This window comes from Bulleidia sp. HCP3S3_C9 (assembly GCF_052064035.1).
Taxonomy (GTDB): domain Bacteria; phylum Bacillota_I; class Bacilli_A; order Erysipelotrichales; family Erysipelotrichaceae; genus Bulleidia.
The window spans coordinates 1-19,612 of record NZ_JBQHWJ010000046.1 but is presented as its reverse complement, the minus strand read 5'-3'; the positions used below and the strand labels follow the sequence as shown (position 1 = coordinate 19,612).

Below are 19,612 nucleotides of genomic sequence, written 5' to 3'. Positions count from 1 at the left end.
ATCAAGAAAAGAATGCATCAGATCACAGATTTCTTCCGTATTGCTGACATGAAGAAAGATGATCTTTTCATTTATTCTATTTCTTGAATTCACCATTTTGCTAATATAGCCAAAAAGAATGTGATTCTGATTGGATGTATCAGCTTTATTGCGGGTATGTTGCGTTCAGACGACGACAATTTCCTGCATCCGTATTTTGTATTTTTCTTCTGGTGTTAAACATACCAATGTTTCTTTTTGCATGAAAAAGAAAGAGTATGCTACCATGAATCTATCTAAGCCCTGTAGAAAGGACAATGCATATGAGATTTACAGTTGGACAATTAGCAAAAGTATATAAGATATCTGCACAGGCAATTCATGGATATGTAGATATGGGAATTCTTCCGTGTGTGAGAGATGATAATGGATATCGTTATTTTGATGACTATGGTTTTCAGATTCTTGGAACAATCATAAAAAACAGAAATATTGGCTTTCCGCTCAAAGAAAGCAGCTATGTATATGATAAGTCTAGTTTAGAGGAAATCATGGAACGCTTAAGTGAACAGGAAAGAAAAGTGAATGATGAACTGTTGGATTTAATGACACAGGTTAGACAGCTGGATTTTGACAAACATCTTCTGCAAAGAGCAGCGACACAAAAAGATGTTCCTGTTTTAGTAGATATGGATAAAACATTTCGATATCTTCTTGGAAACAATACTAAAAATATAAAAGAGTTTATTAAAGAAGACTGTACATCTGTATCTTTATGGTATTCCAATCTGTTCTATACGCAATCAAGTCTTGTTTTACATTATGAAAATGAAAAGATACAAAACTATTCTTTATGTTTAATGACAAGTAAAACGAATTTCTATGAAAGAATTGATTATCAAAGCGAAAATCTAGAAATTGTAGAAGCAGGGAAAGCGATTTCAATTGTGACTGCGTATAAAAACGAAGTAAACATCAACCAGCTTGAGAGTTTGATAAAACAATCACTTGTGAAATATCCTGAATACTGTATCAAATCTGATCCATTTACCAGACTCGTCACATCGTATCGTGATAAGCTTTGTGAAAAAGTGAACATAATTGAGCTATTGATCCCAGTGAAAAAAATATAAAAATAGCACTTGTTTATCAATATACTTGATAAAGTACACTGAATGCATAGTGGAGGGAATGAAAATGAAGAAACTAATTACTTCTTTATGCATCATGCTTGTATTAAGTGGATGTAGTGTATCCAATGGTAAATCAAAGTTTACTGCGGGTGAATACGAAGCTACAAGTAAAGGTTTCGGTGGTGATGTTACTGTTAAATTAACAGTCGGTGACACTGAAATTAAAAATGTTGAAATTACTGCAGACGATGAAACACCTGAAGTTGGCGGCAAGGCAATTGAAACATTAAAGGAAAACATCTTAAAGGCAAATGGAGATGAAATTGATGGTGTCAGTGGAGCAACTTTCACAAGTGACGCTGTCAAGAATGCCTACAATGAAGCTATCGCTTCTGCAAAGGGTTCTTCCAATGAAGAAACAGCGCAGGTAAAAGATGGCAAGTACACAACAAAGGCTATGGGTCATGAAGACTGGGTCTATGTAACAACACAATTCAAGGACGGTGCAATTGTCAGCTGTTCAACAACAAGTCACGAAGAAACAATGGGAATTGGTAACTATGCAGCTGCACGTATTCCAGCAAGAATTCTTGAAAACCAGAGTTTAGAAGTAGACAGTGTCAGTGGTGCAACAGTTACAAGTAACGCTGTCAAGAAGGCTGTAAAGGATGCCATTGAACAGGCTGGTGGATCTGTCAGTGCATTCTCAAAGCCAGTTGAAAAGCAGGTTGTTAAGTCTAGCAAAGATGTATCTTATGACGTTGTTGTTGTAGGTGCAGGTAACGCTGGTTTAATTACAGCAACGCGTTTAGCTGAAAAGGGCTATAACGTAGGTGTATTTGAAAAGAATGAAATTCCTGGCGGAAGCATGCCAACGACATATTCTGGCATTATGAACTCTTATTCTGAAACTGTAGCAAACTTTGCATTAGGTGATGAAAAGAATAATCCAAGCTGGAATATGGACCTCTTACTTCCAGTCTTCAAGAATTTGATCAATCCTGAATATGACCGCTTTAATGGTGAACAGCCATACCAGAAGGTTATGCTTGAAAATGCTGGTAAAGTTGTTGACTGGTTCAAGGATATCGGTGTTGGTTTTGCTTCTATGGGTAACTATGAAGGTGGTTTATCATATGGCTTAACACCATACCTCGCTCCTGGATGCTATCAGGGTGGTGCAGGATACGCTGCTATGCTATTGGCACAGAGAATGGAAAAGTTAGGTGCTGATGTTCACTACAGCACACCAGTTACTTCTATTTCTACAAATAAAGATGGTGCAGTTACAGGTGTTGTAGCAGAAGGTGAAGATGGTACAACATACAACGTTACAGCCAAGGCAGTAGTACTTGCAACTGGCGGCTTTGGTGCAAATCAGGAAATGTTTGATGAATACTATCCTCAATACGCTGGAATGAGTGTAAACTGTGTTCCTGGATCTACTGGTGATGGTATTAAGATGGCACAGGAAATTGGTGCTGATATTGAATGCATGGGTAGATTCTTAGGCATGTTCATGAGCGAATATGGAACAAACTATGAATTGGCATTCATGCATACTTCTACGCCTGGTATTATGGTGAATGCAAGTGGTGATGAATTTGGTAATATCACAGCTAGCAACCATACAGTATTAAGCAAGGCAATGATGGATGAAGCAAATGGTGGAGAATTCTATTACATCTATGACGATGAAGCTGCACAGAAGACAAGAGACTTCGACGCTTATGGATTCAGCTATCAGTCCATTTTCGAAAGAGAAGCTACACAGCACTATGATTCTGTAGAAGATGCCGCAAAAGCTTTAGGTTTAGATAACTTAAAAGATGCAATTGAAGCAAATAACAAATATGCTTTAGCTGGTGAACCAAATGAATTTGGCCGCAAGATCTGTCCATATATCGAAACACGTGATGGTATCTGGGTAACACACGTTGTTCCTACTTTATATTTAACAACAGGTGGTTTAGTTACAGATACTGATACACATGTTATAAATAAAGATGGCAATGCAATCAAGGGATTGTATGCTGCAGGTGATGTAGCTGGTTCTATTGAAGAAAAAGATGGCAAGACATATGGTAATGGTTTTGACCAGGCTTTGGGATATGGATACCACGCTGCTGAAATCGTAGCTGAAGAAATTCATTAATTCAAAAAATGAAGACAGGTTAGTACTTTTGAAACAAAGTACCGCCTGTTTTTTTGTATACTGATACATGGAGGATTTTCTATGATAAAAATTGCATTTTTTGATATTGATGGGACACTACTGAAGATGGGACATACAGAACTGTCTGAAAGAACAAAACAGACACTTCTATCATTACAGTACAATGGTGTTTTGTTATGTTTGGCAACTGGTAGAGGAAATATTGGACTGCCACTTTTTCAGGATATTCAGTTTGATGTGATTGTCACATTTAATGGTTCATTGATTCAGACAAAAGACAAAGTGATTTTTAAAAATCCGTTGGATAAAAATGATAAGTTTCAGATCATTCAAAATTTAAAAGATATGCATCGTGCAATTGCCATCAGTAATGAACATCTGCTTGTAACAAATGGAACAGATGCAGATCTTGCACAATATTTTGCATTTGGAAATCAGCCAATGCATATCGTAGAGAACTTTGATGAAGTTTGTAAACAAGATATCTATCAGATCATGTGTGCATGTCAAAAAGAAGAATATACAACAGTATTAAAAGGAACAAAGCATACTGAAATTACTGCGTGGTGGGATAGAGCTGTTGATATCATTCCAAAAGACTGTGGAAAAGGAAATGCGGTCAATGAAGTATTGAAGTATTATGGCTTTTCTAAAGAAGAAGCAATTGCTTTTGGAGATGGCGAGAATGATATTGAAATGCTGGATGCAGCTGGTACAGGGATTGCTATGGGAAATGCAAAAGATGCAGTGAAAGAACGTGCAGATTTGACTTGCAAATCTGTTGAAGAAGATGGTATTTATGAGTATTTTCTTGAAAATCAGCTAATATAAAAAAATGACAGAAATGCCATTTTTTATGCGAGTAGAAGCAGTAATATTGGAATTGTCATTAAAGATAACAGGGTAGAAAGCGCAACACTAAACGAAGCAGTCTTCACGTCTCCATGGTATTCACTTGCACCCATCGCAACCATACTTCCAACTGGCATGCCTAATGTAATTGTTACCATTTGTACAATCATTGGATCATTTACAAATAGATGCATCATGAAGTATGTAATCACTGGTATTAGTACTAAACGGAGTGCACTCATAAAATACAACGTTTTATTTGTAATGACTTCTTTGATTGGATAGCAGGCAATGGAAACACCAATGGATATCATGGAAAGTGGTGTTACAACGCTTCCAATAAAGGAAAGAGAACCGCTGATGCATTCTGGCAGCTGTATATGTGTAAAGAATAAAATAATCGCAATCAGGGATGATACAACACCAGCAGATAATAGCTGTTGTGGTTTAAATGAAAATGTTGTTTCTCCGTCTTTTGATAATAGATAACTGCCAAGCGTAAAGAATAGTATATTGTATGGCAAATGCAGAATTGTGTTATAGAAGATGGCATCATTTCCAAAGATGGACTGCACGATAGGCAATGCCATAAAGCCACAGTTGGAGAACATAAACATACAGACATAAGTATTTTTCTTGCTTTGAAAGCAAGGAAATGCAGTTGCTAAAAGAAATGCAACAACAGGCAGCATGCAGTAGATAGCAACACCGATAATGACAAGCTGAATGACAAAGGATTGATCGATGCTGGAAACTGAAGTCACAGAAGAAATAATCAGACAAGGCGTAGCAATTTTAATAATGAATGAAGATAAATGCTGATTCACATCTTCTGTCAGGATACCTTTTTTATTCAAATAGTAACCCAACCCATCCGCAAAAAAAGCTTGCACATAATATTAAATACAAACATAAAAAATCTCCCCTTGATTAAGACGAATGATATCATATACAAAAAGAAAATGATAGATAATAGTTATTAGTTGAATTATGAGGGTTATATGAATAAAAAATATTGATATTGGCTGGCAGTCCTAGAATTGGTGGAAATTCTGATTTGTTGTGCGATGCATTTATGCGTGGTGCATTAGAGAGTGGAAATATTGTAGAGAAAATCAATTGTGCATCTAAGAAGATTGCTTCATGTTCTGCATGCTATTATTGTAAAAATCATGATGGGTAATGTGTATATCACGATGATATGTAAAAAACAAAGAATTCTAGTACATCGCAACTCTTGGTGATGCAGAAGAGAAAGAGGCAAGTACAACGATTGCATGTTTTAAAGGATATGAAGAATGTGCAGATGGTGCAATTGAAAAAGGTATATTAATTGCAAGCAATGTTTATGAAACTGGTACTGTTGCTTCTACATCTAAAATGGAAGAAGCATATGTGATGGAAAAGAAAGTATAAGTCAGAATTTATTTCTGGCTTTTTTTCTATGAATATTACGTTTTTTCTTTAAATGTTATTGAAAGTGTATTTTTGAATTGATTAAAGCGATATAATATATAAGCATGTTTTTTGTCGATAAGATGAAACTGTGCTGTCTTAGAAAAGTTGGATGATGAATGAATAAAAAGAGTGTTGTGAAAAGAATTAAAAGAAACTGTTATATCGTTGGTATGATTTCTTTTATTGTTGCACTCATTTTTGGAATCATCGTTAACTCTTATACTGAAAAAGAACAAAAAGCAAACGCAACATATACTGCAAAAAGTACAGTTCGCAGAATTAAATCACAACTAGATCAATATGTTGTTATCTCCGATTTTCTAGAAAATACAATTAATGAATGATATCCTCTTGATCAGAATGAATTTTCAAAATTAGCTGAATTGATTCCAAATGAAAATGGAGTCGTAAAAGCTTTTGAGATTGCTCCCAGTGGAATAGTTTCTACGGTTTATCCAGAAGATGGAAATGAAATCGTACAAGGATTGGATTTGCTTTCTCTTTCTGTAGGGCATAACGATGCAACTTTAGCAAAAAATACAAATGAATATACATTGGGTGGCCCATATCAATTGAAGCAAGGTGGAACAGGTGCTTTATTATTTAATCCAGTATATCAAAAAGATGCTTCAGGAAATGAAAATTTCTGGGGATTTGTTGTTCTTGCAATTGATTGGAATCGCTTTATTGATCAAATCGGATTAGATAAATTAAATGATGCATCATATAACTATGAAATATGGAAAAGTGACGGAGATATTTCTAATCGTTTTGTACTTGCACAGAGTGAGGAACCTTTATCGAAGCGTTGTTTAACGGTGGAGTGTAATATTCCTAACTACATGTGGTACTTTGAGATTGAGCCAAAAGATGGCTGGATTCCTGCATCACAATGGTTTACTACGATCTTTATTTCGTACTTATTTTCTTTGATGATTTCTACATCCTTTTACTTATATACTTCTAGAAAGTTTCAACAGCAGCAATATGCTATTCAGTTGAAAGAATCTGCAGAACAGGCACGTAGTGCAAATGAAGCAAAAACAAGATTTTTATTTAATATGAGTCATGATATTCGTACACCAATGAATGCAATTATTGGCTTTTCAGGTTTGATGGAACAAAATCTTGATCATAAAGAGAAAGCAAAAGGATATTTGAAAAAGATTCAAGCATCCAGCAATCTTCTTTTAACAATTATTAATCAGGTTTTAGAGATGGCTCGTATTGAAAGCGGTACTGCAACATTGAATTTAGAGCCATGTAATTTAAGTGAATTATTTCATTCCGTAAATTTCGTATTTGAATCTGATGTTAAAAAGAAAGGATTGCATTTTCAAGTAGATTCTAAAGTTCAACATCATTATGCGTTCTGTGATATTACAAAACTTCAGCAAATCTATTTAAATATCGTTAGCAATGCAATTAAATACACACCTGCAGATCATGCAATTACAGTATCAGTAATTGAAGTGCCATCTCATAAAGAAAATTATGCGCGGTATATTTTTGTGTGTGAAGATACAGGATATGGTATGAGTGAAGAATTCCTTCCACATATTTTCGAAGAATTTACTAGAGAACATACAACGACAGAGAACAAAATCAGTGGTACAGGTTTAGGGCTATCTATTGTGAAATCGATGGTTGATTTGATGGGTGGAACAATTAAAGTAGAAAGTATCAAAGGAAAAGGTACAAAGTTTACAGTGGACATTGCTTTACAAATTGCTTCTAAAGAAGATTTCGCTGAAGAACAGGTAATGACAAAAGAAATTGTAAACAATGAGATGAAACACAAACGTATTCTTTTAGCAGAAGATAATGATTTAAATGCTGAAATTGCTATTGAAATATTAAAAAGTGAAGGATATCTTGTGGAACATGCTTCTCATGGTCAGCAATGTATTGAGATGCTTCAAAATGCGAGTGATGGGTATTTTGATTTAATTTTAATGGATATTCAGATGCCTTTTATGAATGGCTATGAAGCATGTAAAGAAATTAGAAATATGAAAGATACGCAGAAAGCAAATATTCCAATTATTGCGATGACTGCCAATGCATTTGAAGAAGATAAGCAAATGGCAATGCAATCAGGGATGAATGATTATGTACCAAAACCAATGGACATGAAAATATTAAATCCGATATTACAAAAATACTTATGAAAACAGCTTTGTTCAATTGAAAAACAAGGTTGTTTTTTTTTTTTTTTTTTTGTGAAGTTGAAAGATAGATTGCTACTTGAACTATGTTCTTTTTTGTACTAAACTAGTTTTTGTAGTAAATAAATACGGGGAGCAATTGCTGAGAGGAAGTTCGACTTCGACCCATCAAACCTGTACGGATAATGCCGACGTAGGGAGAATAAGTTGATGATTATGACCTGTCTCTTTGCGTGCAGGTCGTTTTTATTTGATTACCTTACTGTAGGGGAGCGCCTAGAGTAGAGAAAACAAGCGAGGGAGCCTGAAGTGACAGGTTGAGAGATGACTGTTTGTCAGATACCGAACCATAGACAGATGGTTTTTGCGTGTTTTCTTTTACCATCTGCATACAGGAGGAATATCATATGAATAAACACAACAAACTTTTATGCATGGTCTTTTTTGCAATGATGGTGGCAGTAGGCGTTGTTATTTCACCAATCTTACGTGTCGAAGGCATGTGTCCAATGGCACATCTGATTAACATTACAATGGCTGTTTTTATGGGACCTTGGTACGCATTCTTATGTGCTTTAGCAATTGGTCTGATTCGAATGATGACAATGGGAATTCCACCACTTGCTTTAACAGGGGCTATCTTTGGTGCAACACTGTCTGGCATTTTCTATAAACTTTCTAAAGGTAAGATCTGGGCTGCAGTACTTGGGGAAATCATTGGAACAGGTATTATTGGATCCATTATTTCTTATCCAGTTATGACATACCTTTGGGGGAAGACAGGTTTAACATGGATGTTCTATGTCCCAAGTTTCTTGATGGGTACGATCATTGGTGGAAGTATTGCATTTGTTGTGCTCACAACAATGTCTCGTAATGGCAGTTTACAGATGATTCAGAGAAAGTTAGGGGTAAATCAAATTGTTGAAACAAATCACTGAAAAAAATCCTTTGATTCATTGCATTACAAATCCGATATCGATTAATGACTGTGCAAATTTAATACTCGCATTTGGTGGAAAGCCAATTATGGCTTGTCATCCAGAAGAAGTAGAAGACATCACTTTAAATTCTCAGGCATTGGCATTGAATCTTGGAAACTTTGATGATGTACGTGCAGAATCAATGATCAAAAGTGCAAAGATTGCATTGGAACATCACATTCCTTGTATTCTTGATCTAGTCGGTGTTGCATGCAGCCCATTAAGAATGCAGTATGCAAAAAAGTTGCTTTTAAAAGCAAAACCAACAGTCATCAAAGGAAATATCAGTGAGTGTAAAGCTTTCTATGGCTTAACGTCACATGCGCATGGTGTAGATGCTGATATCTTAGACGTAGAAGATGTGTATGAGAGTGCAAGATGGTTGATGGATTTATCTAGAAGCACTGGATGTATTGTCGTATGTTCTGGAAAAACAGATATTATCACAGATGGCGAAAAAGCAGTGTGTATTCGTAATGGACGAGCAATGATGGGGTGCTTGACTGGTACTGGATGTATGTTAAATGTAGCAATCGCAACATTTCTTGCTTGTGAAGATGCATTTGATGCATGTGTAGATGCAACGTGTTATTATGAAGTAGCGGCAGAAAAAACGAAGGCAGATGGCCCTGGAACATTCCATATGTATTTCATGGATGAAGTCTATCAATTAACAGAAGAAGATCGCCGTTTATTTCAGATTGAGGTGATAAAATGAAAAATATTGACTGTACGTTATACTGTATTACAAACTCTGATGGTATGAGTGAAGAAACATTTTTAGATAAAGTAAAGGGTGCCTGTGAAGGTGGCGTAACTTTAGTACAGCTGCGTGAAAAAGATCGTTCTACACTTTCTTATTATGAACTTGCATGTAAAGTGAAAAAGATTACAGATGCATACAAGATTCCACTGATCATTGATGATCGTATTGATGTTGCGATGGCTGTTGGATGTGGCGTGCATTTAGGTGCAGAAGATATGCCGATTTCAGTTGCACGTGACATCATGGGAAAAGATGCTGTCATTGGTGCAACAGCCAAAACTGTTGAAGCCGCTATCAAGGCAGAAGCAGATGGTGCTGACTATATTGGATGTGGTGCAATCTATCCAACAAAAACACATGTAAAAACAAAGATCACAAAAGTAGAAGTATTGAATGAAATATGTAATGCTGTCAGTATTCCAGTTGCGGCCATTGGTGGACTGAAAAAAGATAATCTTTCTATCTTGAAAGACAGTCCAATTCAAGGTGTCTGTGTTGTTTCCGCAATCATGGATGCAGAAGATACGAAAAAAGCCAGTGAAGAACTGCTCGAAGAAGTACATAAAATTCTTCACAAATAATTTACCTGTATGGATTGACTAATTTAGAGGTTTCATCTAAACTGTTCTCATCCAATAGGGGAGTAGCTATGGATATACGATTGTATCCATCTGCACATCACCAACCGATAAATACATATTTATCTGGTGTCAGACTTAGAAGCAAGACCTTTGGTAGACAAGATTATATCTGTCTATCAAAGGTCTATTTTATTTGGCAGGAGGGAATAAAATGCAGGATTTTAATAAGTCAATTGAACAGATTGTAAAAGAAAAACAAACAACGCAGAATGGTTTAACATCTTTAGAGGCAAAAGAAAGACTAGAAAAAGATGGACCAAATGAACTGGAAGCACCACCATCCATTCCATTATGGAAACGTTTTGTATCACAGCTGCAGGATCCAATGATTATCATTCTATTAGTTGCAGCTTTGATCTCAGCATTTACTTCATATTATGAATGTTCCTTAGAACAGAAAGCATTTTTTCCAACGGATAGTTTGATTATCCTGATTGTTGTTTTAATCAATGCAGTCTTAGGTGTTCTGCAGGAAAGTAAAGCAGAGAAAGCCATAGAAGCATTACAGAAAATGAGCGCTTCAACAAGCAAGGTACTGCGTGATCAGAAGGTTGTTGTACTGCCATCCACGCAGCTTGTAAAAGGTGATGTTGTTTTACTGGAAGCTGGAGATTCAATCAATGCAGATGGAAGAATCATTGAATGTGCTTCTTTAACAGTAGAAGAATCTGCATTAACTGGAGAAAGTACAAGTGTAAAAAAGAATACAGATGTTATTGCACAGGATGATATTCCTTTAGGTGATAGAAAGAATATGGTATATCGCGGAAGTGATGTTGTGTATGGCAGAGGTAAAGTACTCATTACAAGTACAGGTATGGATACGGAAATGGGTAAGATTGCTAAAGTCATCAGTACAACAAAAGAAGGCAAGACACCTCTACAGATCAAGCTTTCTCAATTATCTAATGTTTTAACAAAGATTGTAATTGGTATCTGTGTATTTATTTTTGTATTCTCAATGTTTATGCATCGAGATATCTTTGCGAGCAATGATATGATGCTGATCATTGAAAAGAGTATCGACTTCTTTATGGTTGCGGTAAGCCTGGCAGTTGCGGCAATTCCTGAGGGACTGGTCGCAGTTGTTACGATTGTCTTATCCATTGGTGTTACGAATATGTCAAAGAAGAAAGCAATCATCCGTAAGATGACTGCAGTAGAGACACTAGGATGTGCTTCTATTATCTGTTCAGATAAAACGGGTACTTTGACACAGAACAAAATGAAAGTTGTGAAGACATATGGAGAAGATGAAACATTGTTGTCTACGGCAATGGTTTTATGTAATGATGCAACGGTAGATGAGAAGCAGGAAGTGAATGGGGAACCTACAGAAGCTGCACTTGTACAGTATGCATTAAAGAATCATCTGAATAAAAATGATTTATTGAAGAATGAACCTCGTGTTGATGAATATCCATTTGATTCTACGAGAAAACTCATGAGTACGATACATCAGCAAGGTACATCCTATATGCAATATACAAAGGGTGCACCTGACGTACTCATTGATCGTTGTACAAAAATCATGAAAGATGGTGTAGTTCAGCCTCTTACACCAGAAGAGAAAAATCATCTTCTGCAGGTGAATAAGTCAATGGCTGATCAGGCTCTTAGAGTACTTGCTACAGCATATACGACATATACAGATGCATCTGAATTTGCTGACAAGGAAACAATTGAATATGATCTTATCTTTATTGGACTGATGGGAATGATTGACCCTGTGCGTCCTGAAGTCAAAGATGCAATCAAAACATGCAAGAGTGCTGGTATTACACCAATCATGATTACTGGAGATCACTTAGATACTGCAGTTGCAATTGCGAAAGAATTGGATATTCTACAAGATTCTTCACAGGCAATCACTGGATATGATCTGCAGAAGATGAGTGATGAAGATTTTATGGAAAACGTGCAGAAGTACAGAGTATATGCACGTGTTCAGCCAGAACATAAAACACGTATCGTAAAAGCATGGCAATCTCTTGGAAATGTTGTTGCGATGACAGGTGATGGTGTCAATGATGCACCAAGTATTAAAACAGCGGATATTGGTGTTGGGATGGGTATCACTGGTACAGATGTTACGAAGAATGTTGCAGATATGGTACTCGCAGATGATAACTTTGCAACAATCGTAACGGCAATCAAAGAAGGCAGAAGAATCTACGATAATATTCGAAAGGCAATTCAGTTTCTGCTGAGTTCAAATCTTGCTGAAGTACTATCTATCTTTATTTCTACACTATTAAACTTCACGATTTTAAAAGCACCACATTTGTTATTTATTAATCTTGTCACAGATTCTTTACCATCCATTGCATTAGGCATGGAAAAAGAGGAAAGTAATGTGATGCAAAGAAAGCCTAGAAATGCATCTGAAGGTATCTTTGCACAGGGTCTTGGATTCAATGTTGTTTATCAAGGCGTCATTGTAACACTGTTAACATTGGCAGCCTTCTTTATTGGTGAACGATTAGAAACAGGAAGATGGGTATTTATGAATATTACAAATTGTGAAGAGGGAATGACAATGGCGTTTTTAACAATGTCAATGTGTGAAATTTTTCATAGTTTCAATATGCGTTCAACTTCTGCATCCATCTTTCAACTATTCAAAGAAAACAATCATAATCGCTTTCTGGTATTCACTATGATTCTTTCATTGATCTTTACAACATGTGTGATTGAAATTCCTTTCTTGGCAAATGCATTTGGATTTACACCAATTACATATGTAGAATATGGCATCTCACTGCTGCTTGCTTTATCCATTATCCCGCTCGTTGAAATTGTAAAGTATTTTCAGAGAAAGAAGTAAATGAAAAGTCGGATCAACTCCGACTTTTCATATTGTTTTTTATAGTTGATACCCCATTCTTTTATTACAGCAAGAATGGGACGCATTGATTCACCAAGATCACTTAATGCATATTCTACATGTGGTGGAACTTCTGAATAGACAGTGTGGGTGATAATACCATCTTCTCCCATAGATAGAAGAGAATCTGTGAGTACTTTCTGGCTGATGCCATCAAGATTTTTTTATAAAAACTTCAATGTGTTTAAATTTAAACACATTGTCTATATTATCAATATCAATTAAAAATATATTCTTTTACAATAAATGAAAAAGGGGATCCACCGTATGATGGATGCTTGACATTATTGTTACAATCCATGATAATACTGCAACCACAAGGAGGAAATCTATGCAAAGTCGAATATCAAAGCTATGGAGTCGTTTAAAAGAAGGCATCACAGTCAAAAGTGTACTTGTTATACTGTTAGGAGCAATGATCTGTACATTTGGTATCCATAACATTCATCAACGTACACATATTACCGAAGGCGGTGTGATTGGAATGATGCTTTTTGTTGAACAATGGCTGAAAATTTCTCCAGCCTATATCACTCCGATTCTTGATATTGCATGTTATGCATTAGCGTGGAAGTATCTTGGTTCAAGATTTATTAAAATTTCATTTATTTCTACAACATTTGTATCGCTGAGCTATAAATTCTGGGAATTGTTTCCACCGATGCTTCCTGATTTATCATCCAGGCCATTGATTGCTGCAATTGCAGGAGGAATGTTTGTAGGAATTGGCGTAGGTCTTATTATCCGCCAAGGTGGATCGAGTGGAGGAGATGATGCACTTGCATTATCGATTTCACGTATTTTACATTGGAAACTGGCACGCTCTTATTTATTTACAGATGTTGTTGTATTAATGCTTTCTCTAACATATATTCCACTGACACGAATTTTCTATTCGTTGATAACAGTAACATTATCTTCTTACTTGATTGACTGGGTAAAGTCGCTCAAAATCTAAATGTCGTTGTTAAGCAACGATTTTTTTCTTCCTTCATAGTAAGTAATAACTTACTATGATATACTGATGCTAGAAAATATATATACAAAAGATAATTATTTGAAACTGGAGGAGGGCTTTGTTATGACGGCAAAGAATACAAAAAAATTAACGATTCTACATTCTAATGATCTGCATGGTGATTTTCTTGCAGAACATATTGATGAGAAACTTATCGGTGGTGTTTCGTTACTATCTGGCTATATCAATGATGTACGAAAGAAAGAAAAGAATGTTGTATATGCCATTGCGGGAGATATGTTCCGTGGTTCCATCATTGACAGTGAATATCAGGGATTATCAACAATTGAAATCATGAATATGCTTTCTCCTGATATTGTAACAATTGGCAACCATGAGACTGACTATGGTATTGGACAGTTGCTGTTTTTAGAAAAATGCGCAAAGTTTCCAATTGTAAACGCAAATCTGCATATCCGTACAAATAATGCAAGACTATTTAAGCCATGTAGAGTTTTAAAGATTGATGGCATGAAGATTTTATTTATTGGAATCTTGACAGAAGAAGTTATTTCACAGACAAAGAACGATGGTATGATTGGTTCTTTGATTGACGTAGAAGATGCCGCAAAAGCGATTGCGAAGATCTGCAATATGTATAATTCCATTGACATTGACTTCACTGTCTTATTAACACACATTGGATTTGAAGAAGATAAGAAGCTTGCTTCATTATTAGATAAGAGTCTGGGTGTTGATATTATCATTGGCGGACATTCTCATACATTATTAGAAGAACCTTGTATTGTGAATGATATTTTGATTGTGCAGGCAGGTACAGGTACAAATCAGATTGGAAGATTTGATATCGTTGTAGATACAGATAACAATTGTATTGATTCTTATGAATGGCAAATCGTTCCAATAGACAATGACCATTGTTCTGTGGATCGAAGAATCATGAAGCTAATCTATTCCTACAAGAATGAAACGGACCAGAAATATCAGAGAGTCATTACGCGTCTAGCAAGAGAATTGACGCATCCAAATCGCAACCAGGAAACTGAGCTTGGCAATTTACTTGCGGATGCTGTATATCGCAGTTTGAACGTGAATATTGCAATGTTTGGTTCGGGTGCAATTCGATCTGAACAGCTTGGCCCAATTGTGATGTATCAGGATTTGAAGGAATGTCTGCCATATGATGATCCTATCTATATGCTGGAAGTAACTGGCGATGAATTCATTCGTATGGTGAAATATATGGTGAGAGATGAAGTATGGCAAGGGGAGCATTGTGAGTTCTATCAATTTTCAAAAGGCATTGAAATTGTCTATAACAGAACAACAAAAGAATTTGAAAAGTTTGAATATCAGAAAGAGCCGATCAATAAAGAAAAACTTTATTCTATCAGTCTTGCAAAGTTCCATTATACGAACTTTGATGAATTCTTCCATGTATCTCTAGAAACGATTGAAGCACGTAAGAAGGCACGTATTGTTTCTACTTCTACCAATGATATCATTGAAGAATATTTGAGCGAAAATCAGCATTTAAATGCACATATAGAAGGCAGACTGATTGTGAAAGATTAACACAGAACCTATTTTCTGTTTTAGAAAAGTCTGAATTGCTGTTCAGACTTTTTATGTGAAAATTCAATGGATCTATTATTATACTGAATATTTCGCTTTTCATTTCTTGAAAATTTACTAAAATATAACTTAGACAAATAGGATGGGATGGTCAGTTTGATGGAAGTATACATAAAAAAGAGAATACTGATTATTTATACCGGTGGAACAATCGGTATGATGAAAAGTGACCATGGCTATACGCCAGAAAAAGATTCTTTTCTAGAACAGTTGAATAACATACAGGAATTAAAAGATGAAAAGATGCCACTGTGGGATCTTGTATCTTTAGAGCCACTGCTGGATTCCTCTAGTGTTTCTGTTGATGAATGGAACAAGATTGGAGAAATCATTGCGAATGCCTATGAAAGCTATGATGGATTTGTTGTGCTGCATGGTACTGATACAATGGCATATACTGCTTCCGCATTATCTTTCATGCTGGAAAATTTAAGCAAGCCAGTCGTATTCACTGGTTCTCAAATTCCACTTTGTGAAATTAGAAATGATGCAAGAGATAATTTAATTACATCTTTTCTGATTGCTTCTAATGAGAATATACATGAAGTCTGTCTTTATTTTGGCGGTAAACTATTACGAGGCAATCGTGCAATTAAATTCTCAGCGAATGATTTGATTGCATTCATGTCACCAAATTATCCAACATTGGCAGATGTTGGCATTGATATTCGATATCATCGTTCTGCACTGATGAAAGAAACAGATCAGCCATTCTCATTCCAGAAGCTGCAAAGAGTGCCGATTGGTGTGTTGAAAGTATTTCCAGGAATTCAATTTGATTTGTTTGAACCTATTATGATGAATGCTTTAAAAGGCATCGTTGTTGAAACGTTTGGTGCTGGAAATATTCCACAGGATGGAAAGGAACTGTTTCCTTTAATTAAGCGTGCATTTGAGCATGGGACGATTGTGACAGTGACTTCTCAATGTTCTCATGGATCAGTGATTCTTGGTGCGTATGAAGCCAGCAATGGTTTAAAGGAAGCGGGTGCTGTCAGTGGATATGATATGACAAGCGAGGCTTGTGTTGCGAAGATGTATTATCTTTTTTCGAAAGGATATGATTCTGAATTAATTAAAGAACTCATGGAAACAAATTTAAGAGGGGAATTGACACTTTGAAATACGTGTCAAATTTATTTCATGAATACTGTCATTATTTTTGAAAAGAGGTAAAATATTTACATGGATACATTTACAGAAGAACAGTGGGAAGAGCGACTGGATGCAATCGAATCCATCGCTTTAAAAAATATTAAAAACGGTAAAAAGAAGTATTATCTATTCCTTGATTTTGATGGCGTCATTAACATCTGGTGCAGAGAAGAAACAGATCCACTTTTTAAAGTACGTTCAATCAAAGAAGATGATTGTCAATTTGCGGATATTCCAAGTATCAAAAGGCTATCCGATCTTTGTTTGAAATATGATATCAATATTGTCATTTCTTCTTCCTGGAGATTTGCGGGAGTTGGATATTGTCAAAGATATTTAAAGAAATGTGGTTTGAAAAAGGGGGTCAAGGTTGTTGGCGTAACCGCACAGGACTTTGAAGAGCGTCAGAAGCATATTACAGACTATTTGTTTGAACATCCTGATTTTACAGGCTATATGATTTTAGATGATCTGTATCTTCCGTATTTAAATAAAAATCAAATCAAATGTGAAACGCTGGAAGGGTTTAATGAACAGAAGTGCCATCAGGCAGATATGATGCTAAGACAGATGGAAGTGCGTCGCAGTGCATTGAAATGTAAAAAATATGCGTAAGCTCTTTCACAAGTAAGCGTTTTACAGAAAATATTTTGTGAAATATTGAACAATAATCTATTGATTTTTTGTTTCAATGAATATTTAATAATAAATGGAGGATACAAATATGAGCGAAAGTATCAGTTTTTCTGAAAGTTTAGATGTATTTCAAAATGTAGTAATGTTGTATAAAGACAAGGATGGAAACTTGTTTATTGGCAACACCTGGTTTTACAATAAAGCTGGACATGATTATATGTCTGTTATGTATCATTTACCTCTGCCTGAAGATAAAGGTGTTATGGAAGGATGGAACTGGCTGGATGATAATGATCCACGCGTTACATTAGTTCCTGAAACATCCATGGAAACAGGTGTTGAAGACTTCTTGTTTGCACATGGTCATGAACGTGACTGGAAGTCTGTCACATACAATGTCATCAATTCTTATGCGGATATTGAAAAGTTCTTAAGCAAGAACCCAGTAGAAAAAGATGGTGTTGTAGGATTAGGTATCAAGAAATAGGGCACTTCAAGGTGAAGTGTCTTTTTTTATTCGTGAGATATAAAAAAAGACAGAGATTACTCTCTGTCATAGTCATCATGAGATTCAAACTGTTCTTCATAACGATCCTGCTGAAACATTTCTTCATCTTCTCTTGTAAGAATATGAGGCTGCTGCTTTACAGGTTTTTTCTTTTCTTTTTCTGGTTCCATTAGATTAAAGGCTTGCGAATGATATTACCTTCACGTTCAGGAGAAACAGATACTAAAGATACAGATGTCTTTGTATATTCTTCAACGAATTCAACATACTTTCTGCAGTTTTCAGGAAGATCTTCATAGTTTCTGATCTGAGAAATATCTTCCGTCCATCCATCAAAGACTTTCCATACTGGCTTGCATCTGCCATATACTTCTAGGGAAGCAGGTACATAGTCAATTTGTTTTCCGTCAAGTTCATAGCCAACACATACAGGAATCTTGTCATAGCCTGTCAAGATATCAATCTTTGTCATTGCGATATCTGTAAGTCCATTGATTCTGACTGCCTGTTTTACAACAGGAAGATCTAACCATCCACATCTACGTGGTCTACCTGTAGTAGCACCAAATTCAAAGCCTTTCTGTCTTAATGCTTCACCTTCATCACCTAGCAATTCAGTAATGTATGGACCTTCACCAACACGTGTAGAATATGCTTTGGCAACACCGATGATTCTAGTCAATGACTGTGGTGGTACACCAGCACCTTCTAATACACCAGCACTTGTAGGAGAAGATGATGTTACGAATGGATATGTACCATAGTTGATATCCAGCATGTTAGCCTGTGCACCTTCAAATAAAACAACTTTATCATTTTCTAATGCTTCATTGACAAGAGAAACAGAGTCACAGATCATAGGAAGCATCTTTTCTCTGATTACCTTGAATTGTGCAACCATTTCATCATAGTCAAATGGTTCACCGCCATATACTTTTTCAATTTCAGCATTTTTAATTTCTAATGTAGACTTCAGCTTTTCTTCAAATACATTCCAGTCTTGCAAGTCGCATACACGAATACCAATTCTAGAATATTTATCGGAATAGCATGGACCAATACCATTCTTTGTTGTACCAACCTTGTACTTGCCGCCACGTGCTTCAATCAGTTCATCAAGTCTAACGTGATAAGGCATCAATAATTGTGTACGATCAGAAATTCTTAAGTGATCACACTGTAATCCTTCTTTTTCCAATGCTTCAACTTCTTCAAATAAAACAAATGGATTTAATACAACACCAGGTCCAATAACGCATAATGCATCTTTGTTTAAAATACCTGAAGGTAACAGATGAAGTACAGTTTTTTTACCATTGACGACAACTGTATGACCGGCGTTGTTACCACCCTGATAACGAACGACCATGTCAACGTGCTTGCCAAGCAAGTCAACGACTTTTCCTTTTCCTTCATCTCCCCATTGTGTTCCGACAACTACATATCCTGCCATTTTTCTTTTCCTCCAACACATACACATCTAGTTTACCACAATATATGTTGCCATTATCATTAGATTTCTATGAATTGGTAGAAATCCAGTGATGCTGAACTGAAAAGTTAAATTCCACTTTCGTATACACAGAATAGAATTTACTATTTCACCAGCTTCCAGTTGATTTTACTCTTTCAGAATGTTTTATTTTTCTCAGCTGG

19 protein-coding genes and 1 riboswitch are annotated in these 19,612 nt (G+C 35.9%); of the genes, 15 read left to right on the top strand and 4 right to left on the bottom strand.

The genetic code is table 11. The features are described from left to right. Nucleotides 1-302 precede the first annotated feature (302 nt). The 3 genes from ACTND6_RS08290 (at nt 303) to ACTND6_RS08280 (ending at nt 4,119) form a co-directional block, all read left to right on the top strand. Entirely contained in the window at nt 303-1,112 is an 810-nt protein-coding gene (locus ACTND6_RS08290) for a MerR family transcriptional regulator (RefSeq protein WP_441023610.1), read from the top strand. A 64-nt stretch (nt 1,113-1,176) separates the two neighbouring features. Then, on the top strand, nt 1,177-3,267 hold the full coding sequence (locus tag ACTND6_RS08285) for an FAD-dependent oxidoreductase (RefSeq protein ID WP_441023609.1): 2,091 nt from the start codon (nt 1,177-1,179) through the stop codon (nt 3,265-3,267). An 81-nt stretch (nt 3,268-3,348) separates the two neighbouring features. After that, entirely contained in the window at nt 3,349-4,119 is a 771-nt protein-coding gene (locus tag ACTND6_RS08280) for an HAD family hydrolase (RefSeq protein WP_441023608.1), read from the top strand. A gap of 23 nt (nt 4,120-4,142) precedes the next feature. Here ACTND6_RS08280 and ACTND6_RS08275 read toward each other — a convergent pair whose 3' ends face one another. Next, on the bottom strand, nt 4,143-5,033 hold the full coding sequence (locus ACTND6_RS08275) for an AEC family transporter (protein WP_441023607.1): 891 nt from the start codon (nt 5,031-5,033) through the stop codon (nt 4,143-4,145). A 128-nt stretch (nt 5,034-5,161) separates the two neighbouring features. Here ACTND6_RS08275 and ACTND6_RS08270 point away from each other — a divergent pair, with 128 nt between their 5' ends. The 7 genes from ACTND6_RS08270 (at nt 5,162) to ACTND6_RS08240 (ending at nt 12,983) form a co-directional block, all read left to right on the top strand. After that, the gene (locus ACTND6_RS08270; RefSeq protein WP_441023606.1) at nt 5,162-5,323 is read left to right on the top strand and encodes a hypothetical protein; all 162 of its coding nucleotides are present in this window, start codon (nt 5,162-5,164) and stop codon (nt 5,321-5,323) included. Between the two features lie 391 nt (nt 5,324-5,714). Next, nucleotides 5,715-5,942 carry a hypothetical protein gene (locus ACTND6_RS08265; protein WP_441023605.1) on the top strand — a complete coding sequence of 76 codons (228 nt, stop codon included), beginning with the start codon at nt 5,715-5,717 and terminating at the stop codon, nt 5,940-5,942. A 39-nt stretch (nt 5,943-5,981) separates the two neighbouring features. Next, the gene (locus ACTND6_RS08260) at nt 5,982-7,769 is read left to right on the top strand and encodes an ATP-binding protein (protein WP_441023604.1); all 1,788 of its coding nucleotides are present in this window, start codon (nt 5,982-5,984) and stop codon (nt 7,767-7,769) included. A 116-nt stretch (nt 7,770-7,885) separates the two neighbouring features. After that, a riboswitch (TPP riboswitch) is annotated at nt 7,886-7,983 on the top strand. 190 nt (nt 7,984-8,173) lie between these two features. Beyond that, on the top strand, nt 8,174-8,707 hold the full coding sequence (gene thiW / locus ACTND6_RS08255; RefSeq protein ID WP_178176140.1) for an energy coupling factor transporter S component ThiW: 534 nt from the start codon (nt 8,174-8,176) through the stop codon (nt 8,705-8,707). Further along, the gene (gene thiM, locus ACTND6_RS08250; protein WP_441023603.1) at nt 8,688-9,467 is read left to right on the top strand and encodes a hydroxyethylthiazole kinase; all 780 of its coding nucleotides are present in this window, start codon (nt 8,688-8,690) and stop codon (nt 9,465-9,467) included. The genes thiW and thiM overlap by 20 nt, the downstream gene beginning before the upstream one ends. Beyond that, complete coding sequence (gene thiE, locus ACTND6_RS08245) at nt 9,464-10,096, top strand: thiamine phosphate synthase (RefSeq protein WP_441023602.1); 633 nt, start codon at nt 9,464-9,466, stop codon at nt 10,094-10,096. The genes thiM and thiE overlap by 4 nt, the downstream gene beginning before the upstream one ends. A gap of 211 nt (nt 10,097-10,307) precedes the next feature. Continuing rightward, nucleotides 10,308-12,983, top strand: coding sequence for a calcium-translocating P-type ATPase, PMCA-type (locus ACTND6_RS08240; protein ID WP_441023600.1), 2,676 nt, complete (start codon nt 10,308-10,310; stop codon nt 12,981-12,983). Here the strand turns inward: ACTND6_RS08240 and ACTND6_RS08235 are convergent. After that, complete coding sequence (locus ACTND6_RS08235; protein ID WP_441023611.1) at nt 12,968-13,192, bottom strand: winged helix-turn-helix transcriptional regulator; 225 nt, start codon at nt 13,190-13,192, stop codon at nt 12,968-12,970. The two genes, ACTND6_RS08240 and ACTND6_RS08235, sit on opposite strands and share 16 nt — an antisense overlap. A gap of 182 nt (nt 13,193-13,374) precedes the next feature. Between ACTND6_RS08235 and ACTND6_RS08230 the strand changes: the two genes are divergently transcribed. The 5 genes from ACTND6_RS08230 to ACTND6_RS08210 all read left to right on the top strand — a co-directional run bounded on the left by ACTND6_RS08230 (nt 13,375) and on the right by ACTND6_RS08210 (nt 17,935). Continuing rightward, nucleotides 13,375-14,001, top strand: coding sequence for a YitT family protein (locus ACTND6_RS08230; protein ID WP_320100468.1), 627 nt, complete (start codon nt 13,375-13,377; stop codon nt 13,999-14,001). Between the two features lie 123 nt (nt 14,002-14,124). Continuing rightward, on the top strand, nt 14,125-15,597 hold the full coding sequence (locus ACTND6_RS08225) for a bifunctional metallophosphatase/5'-nucleotidase (protein ID WP_441023598.1): 1,473 nt from the start codon (nt 14,125-14,127) through the stop codon (nt 15,595-15,597). Nucleotides 15,598-15,756: 159 nt separating this feature from the next. Further along, nucleotides 15,757-16,779: an asparaginase gene (gene ansA, locus ACTND6_RS08220; protein WP_441023597.1), complete on the top strand. Its 1,023-nt coding sequence runs from the start codon at nt 15,757-15,759 to the stop codon at nt 16,777-16,779. 63 nt (nt 16,780-16,842) lie between these two features. Beyond that, nucleotides 16,843-17,427, top strand: a complete 585-nt coding sequence (locus tag ACTND6_RS08215; protein WP_441023596.1) for an HAD domain-containing protein — start codon at nt 16,843-16,845, stop codon at nt 17,425-17,427. A 109-nt stretch (nt 17,428-17,536) separates the two neighbouring features. Continuing rightward, on the top strand, nt 17,537-17,935 hold the full coding sequence (locus ACTND6_RS08210) for a hypothetical protein (protein WP_178175282.1): 399 nt from the start codon (nt 17,537-17,539) through the stop codon (nt 17,933-17,935). Between the two features lie 56 nt (nt 17,936-17,991). Here ACTND6_RS08210 and ACTND6_RS08205 read toward each other — a convergent pair whose 3' ends face one another. Together ACTND6_RS08205 and ACTND6_RS08200 are read right to left on the bottom strand one after the other, a co-directional pair. Continuing rightward, on the bottom strand, nt 17,992-18,126 hold the full coding sequence (locus tag ACTND6_RS08205; protein ID WP_441023594.1) for a hypothetical protein: 135 nt from the start codon (nt 18,124-18,126) through the stop codon (nt 17,992-17,994). Next, a complete protein-coding gene (locus ACTND6_RS08200; protein WP_441023592.1) occupies nt 18,126-19,409 on the bottom strand; it encodes an adenylosuccinate synthase in 1,284 nt (427 codons plus the stop codon). Before ACTND6_RS08200 ends, ACTND6_RS08205 begins: the two co-directional genes overlap by 1 nt. Nucleotides 19,410-19,612: the final 203 nt, after the last annotated feature.

Bases quoted from the DNA above. Each gene is read 5' to 3' on its own strand.
- ACTND6_RS08200 (WP_441023592.1), bottom strand. From the start codon at position 19,409: ATGGCAGGATATGTAGTTGTCGGAACACAATGGGGAGATGAAGGAAAA.
- ACTND6_RS08215 (WP_441023596.1), top strand. From the start codon at position 16,843: ATGGATACATTTACAGAAGAACAGTGGGAAGAGCGACTGGATGCAATC.
- ACTND6_RS08230 (WP_320100468.1), top strand. From the start codon at position 13,375: ATGCAAAGTCGAATATCAAAGCTATGGAGTCGTTTAAAAGAAGGCATC.
- ACTND6_RS08225 (WP_441023598.1), top strand. From the start codon at position 14,125: ATGACGGCAAAGAATACAAAAAAATTAACGATTCTACATTCTAATGAT.
- ACTND6_RS08290 (WP_441023610.1), top strand. From the start codon at position 303: ATGAGATTTACAGTTGGACAATTAGCAAAAGTATATAAGATATCTGCA.
- ACTND6_RS08280 (WP_441023608.1), top strand. From the start codon at position 3,349: ATGATAAAAATTGCATTTTTTGATATTGATGGGACACTACTGAAGATG.
- thiE (WP_441023602.1), top strand. From the start codon at position 9,464: ATGAAAAATATTGACTGTACGTTATACTGTATTACAAACTCTGATGGT.
- ACTND6_RS08265 (WP_441023605.1), top strand. From the start codon at position 5,715: ATGAATAAAAAGAGTGTTGTGAAAAGAATTAAAAGAAACTGTTATATC.
- ansA (WP_441023597.1), top strand. From the start codon at position 15,757: ATGGAAGTATACATAAAAAAGAGAATACTGATTATTTATACCGGTGGA.
- ACTND6_RS08205 (WP_441023594.1), bottom strand. From the start codon at position 18,126: ATGGAACCAGAAAAAGAAAAGAAAAAACCTGTAAAGCAGCAGCCTCAT.
- thiW (WP_178176140.1), top strand. From the start codon at position 8,174: ATGAATAAACACAACAAACTTTTATGCATGGTCTTTTTTGCAATGATG.
- ACTND6_RS08210 (WP_178175282.1), top strand. From the start codon at position 17,537: ATGAGCGAAAGTATCAGTTTTTCTGAAAGTTTAGATGTATTTCAAAAT.
- ACTND6_RS08240 (WP_441023600.1), top strand. From the start codon at position 10,308: ATGCAGGATTTTAATAAGTCAATTGAACAGATTGTAAAAGAAAAACAA.
- ACTND6_RS08285 (WP_441023609.1), top strand. From the start codon at position 1,177: ATGAAGAAACTAATTACTTCTTTATGCATCATGCTTGTATTAAGTGGA.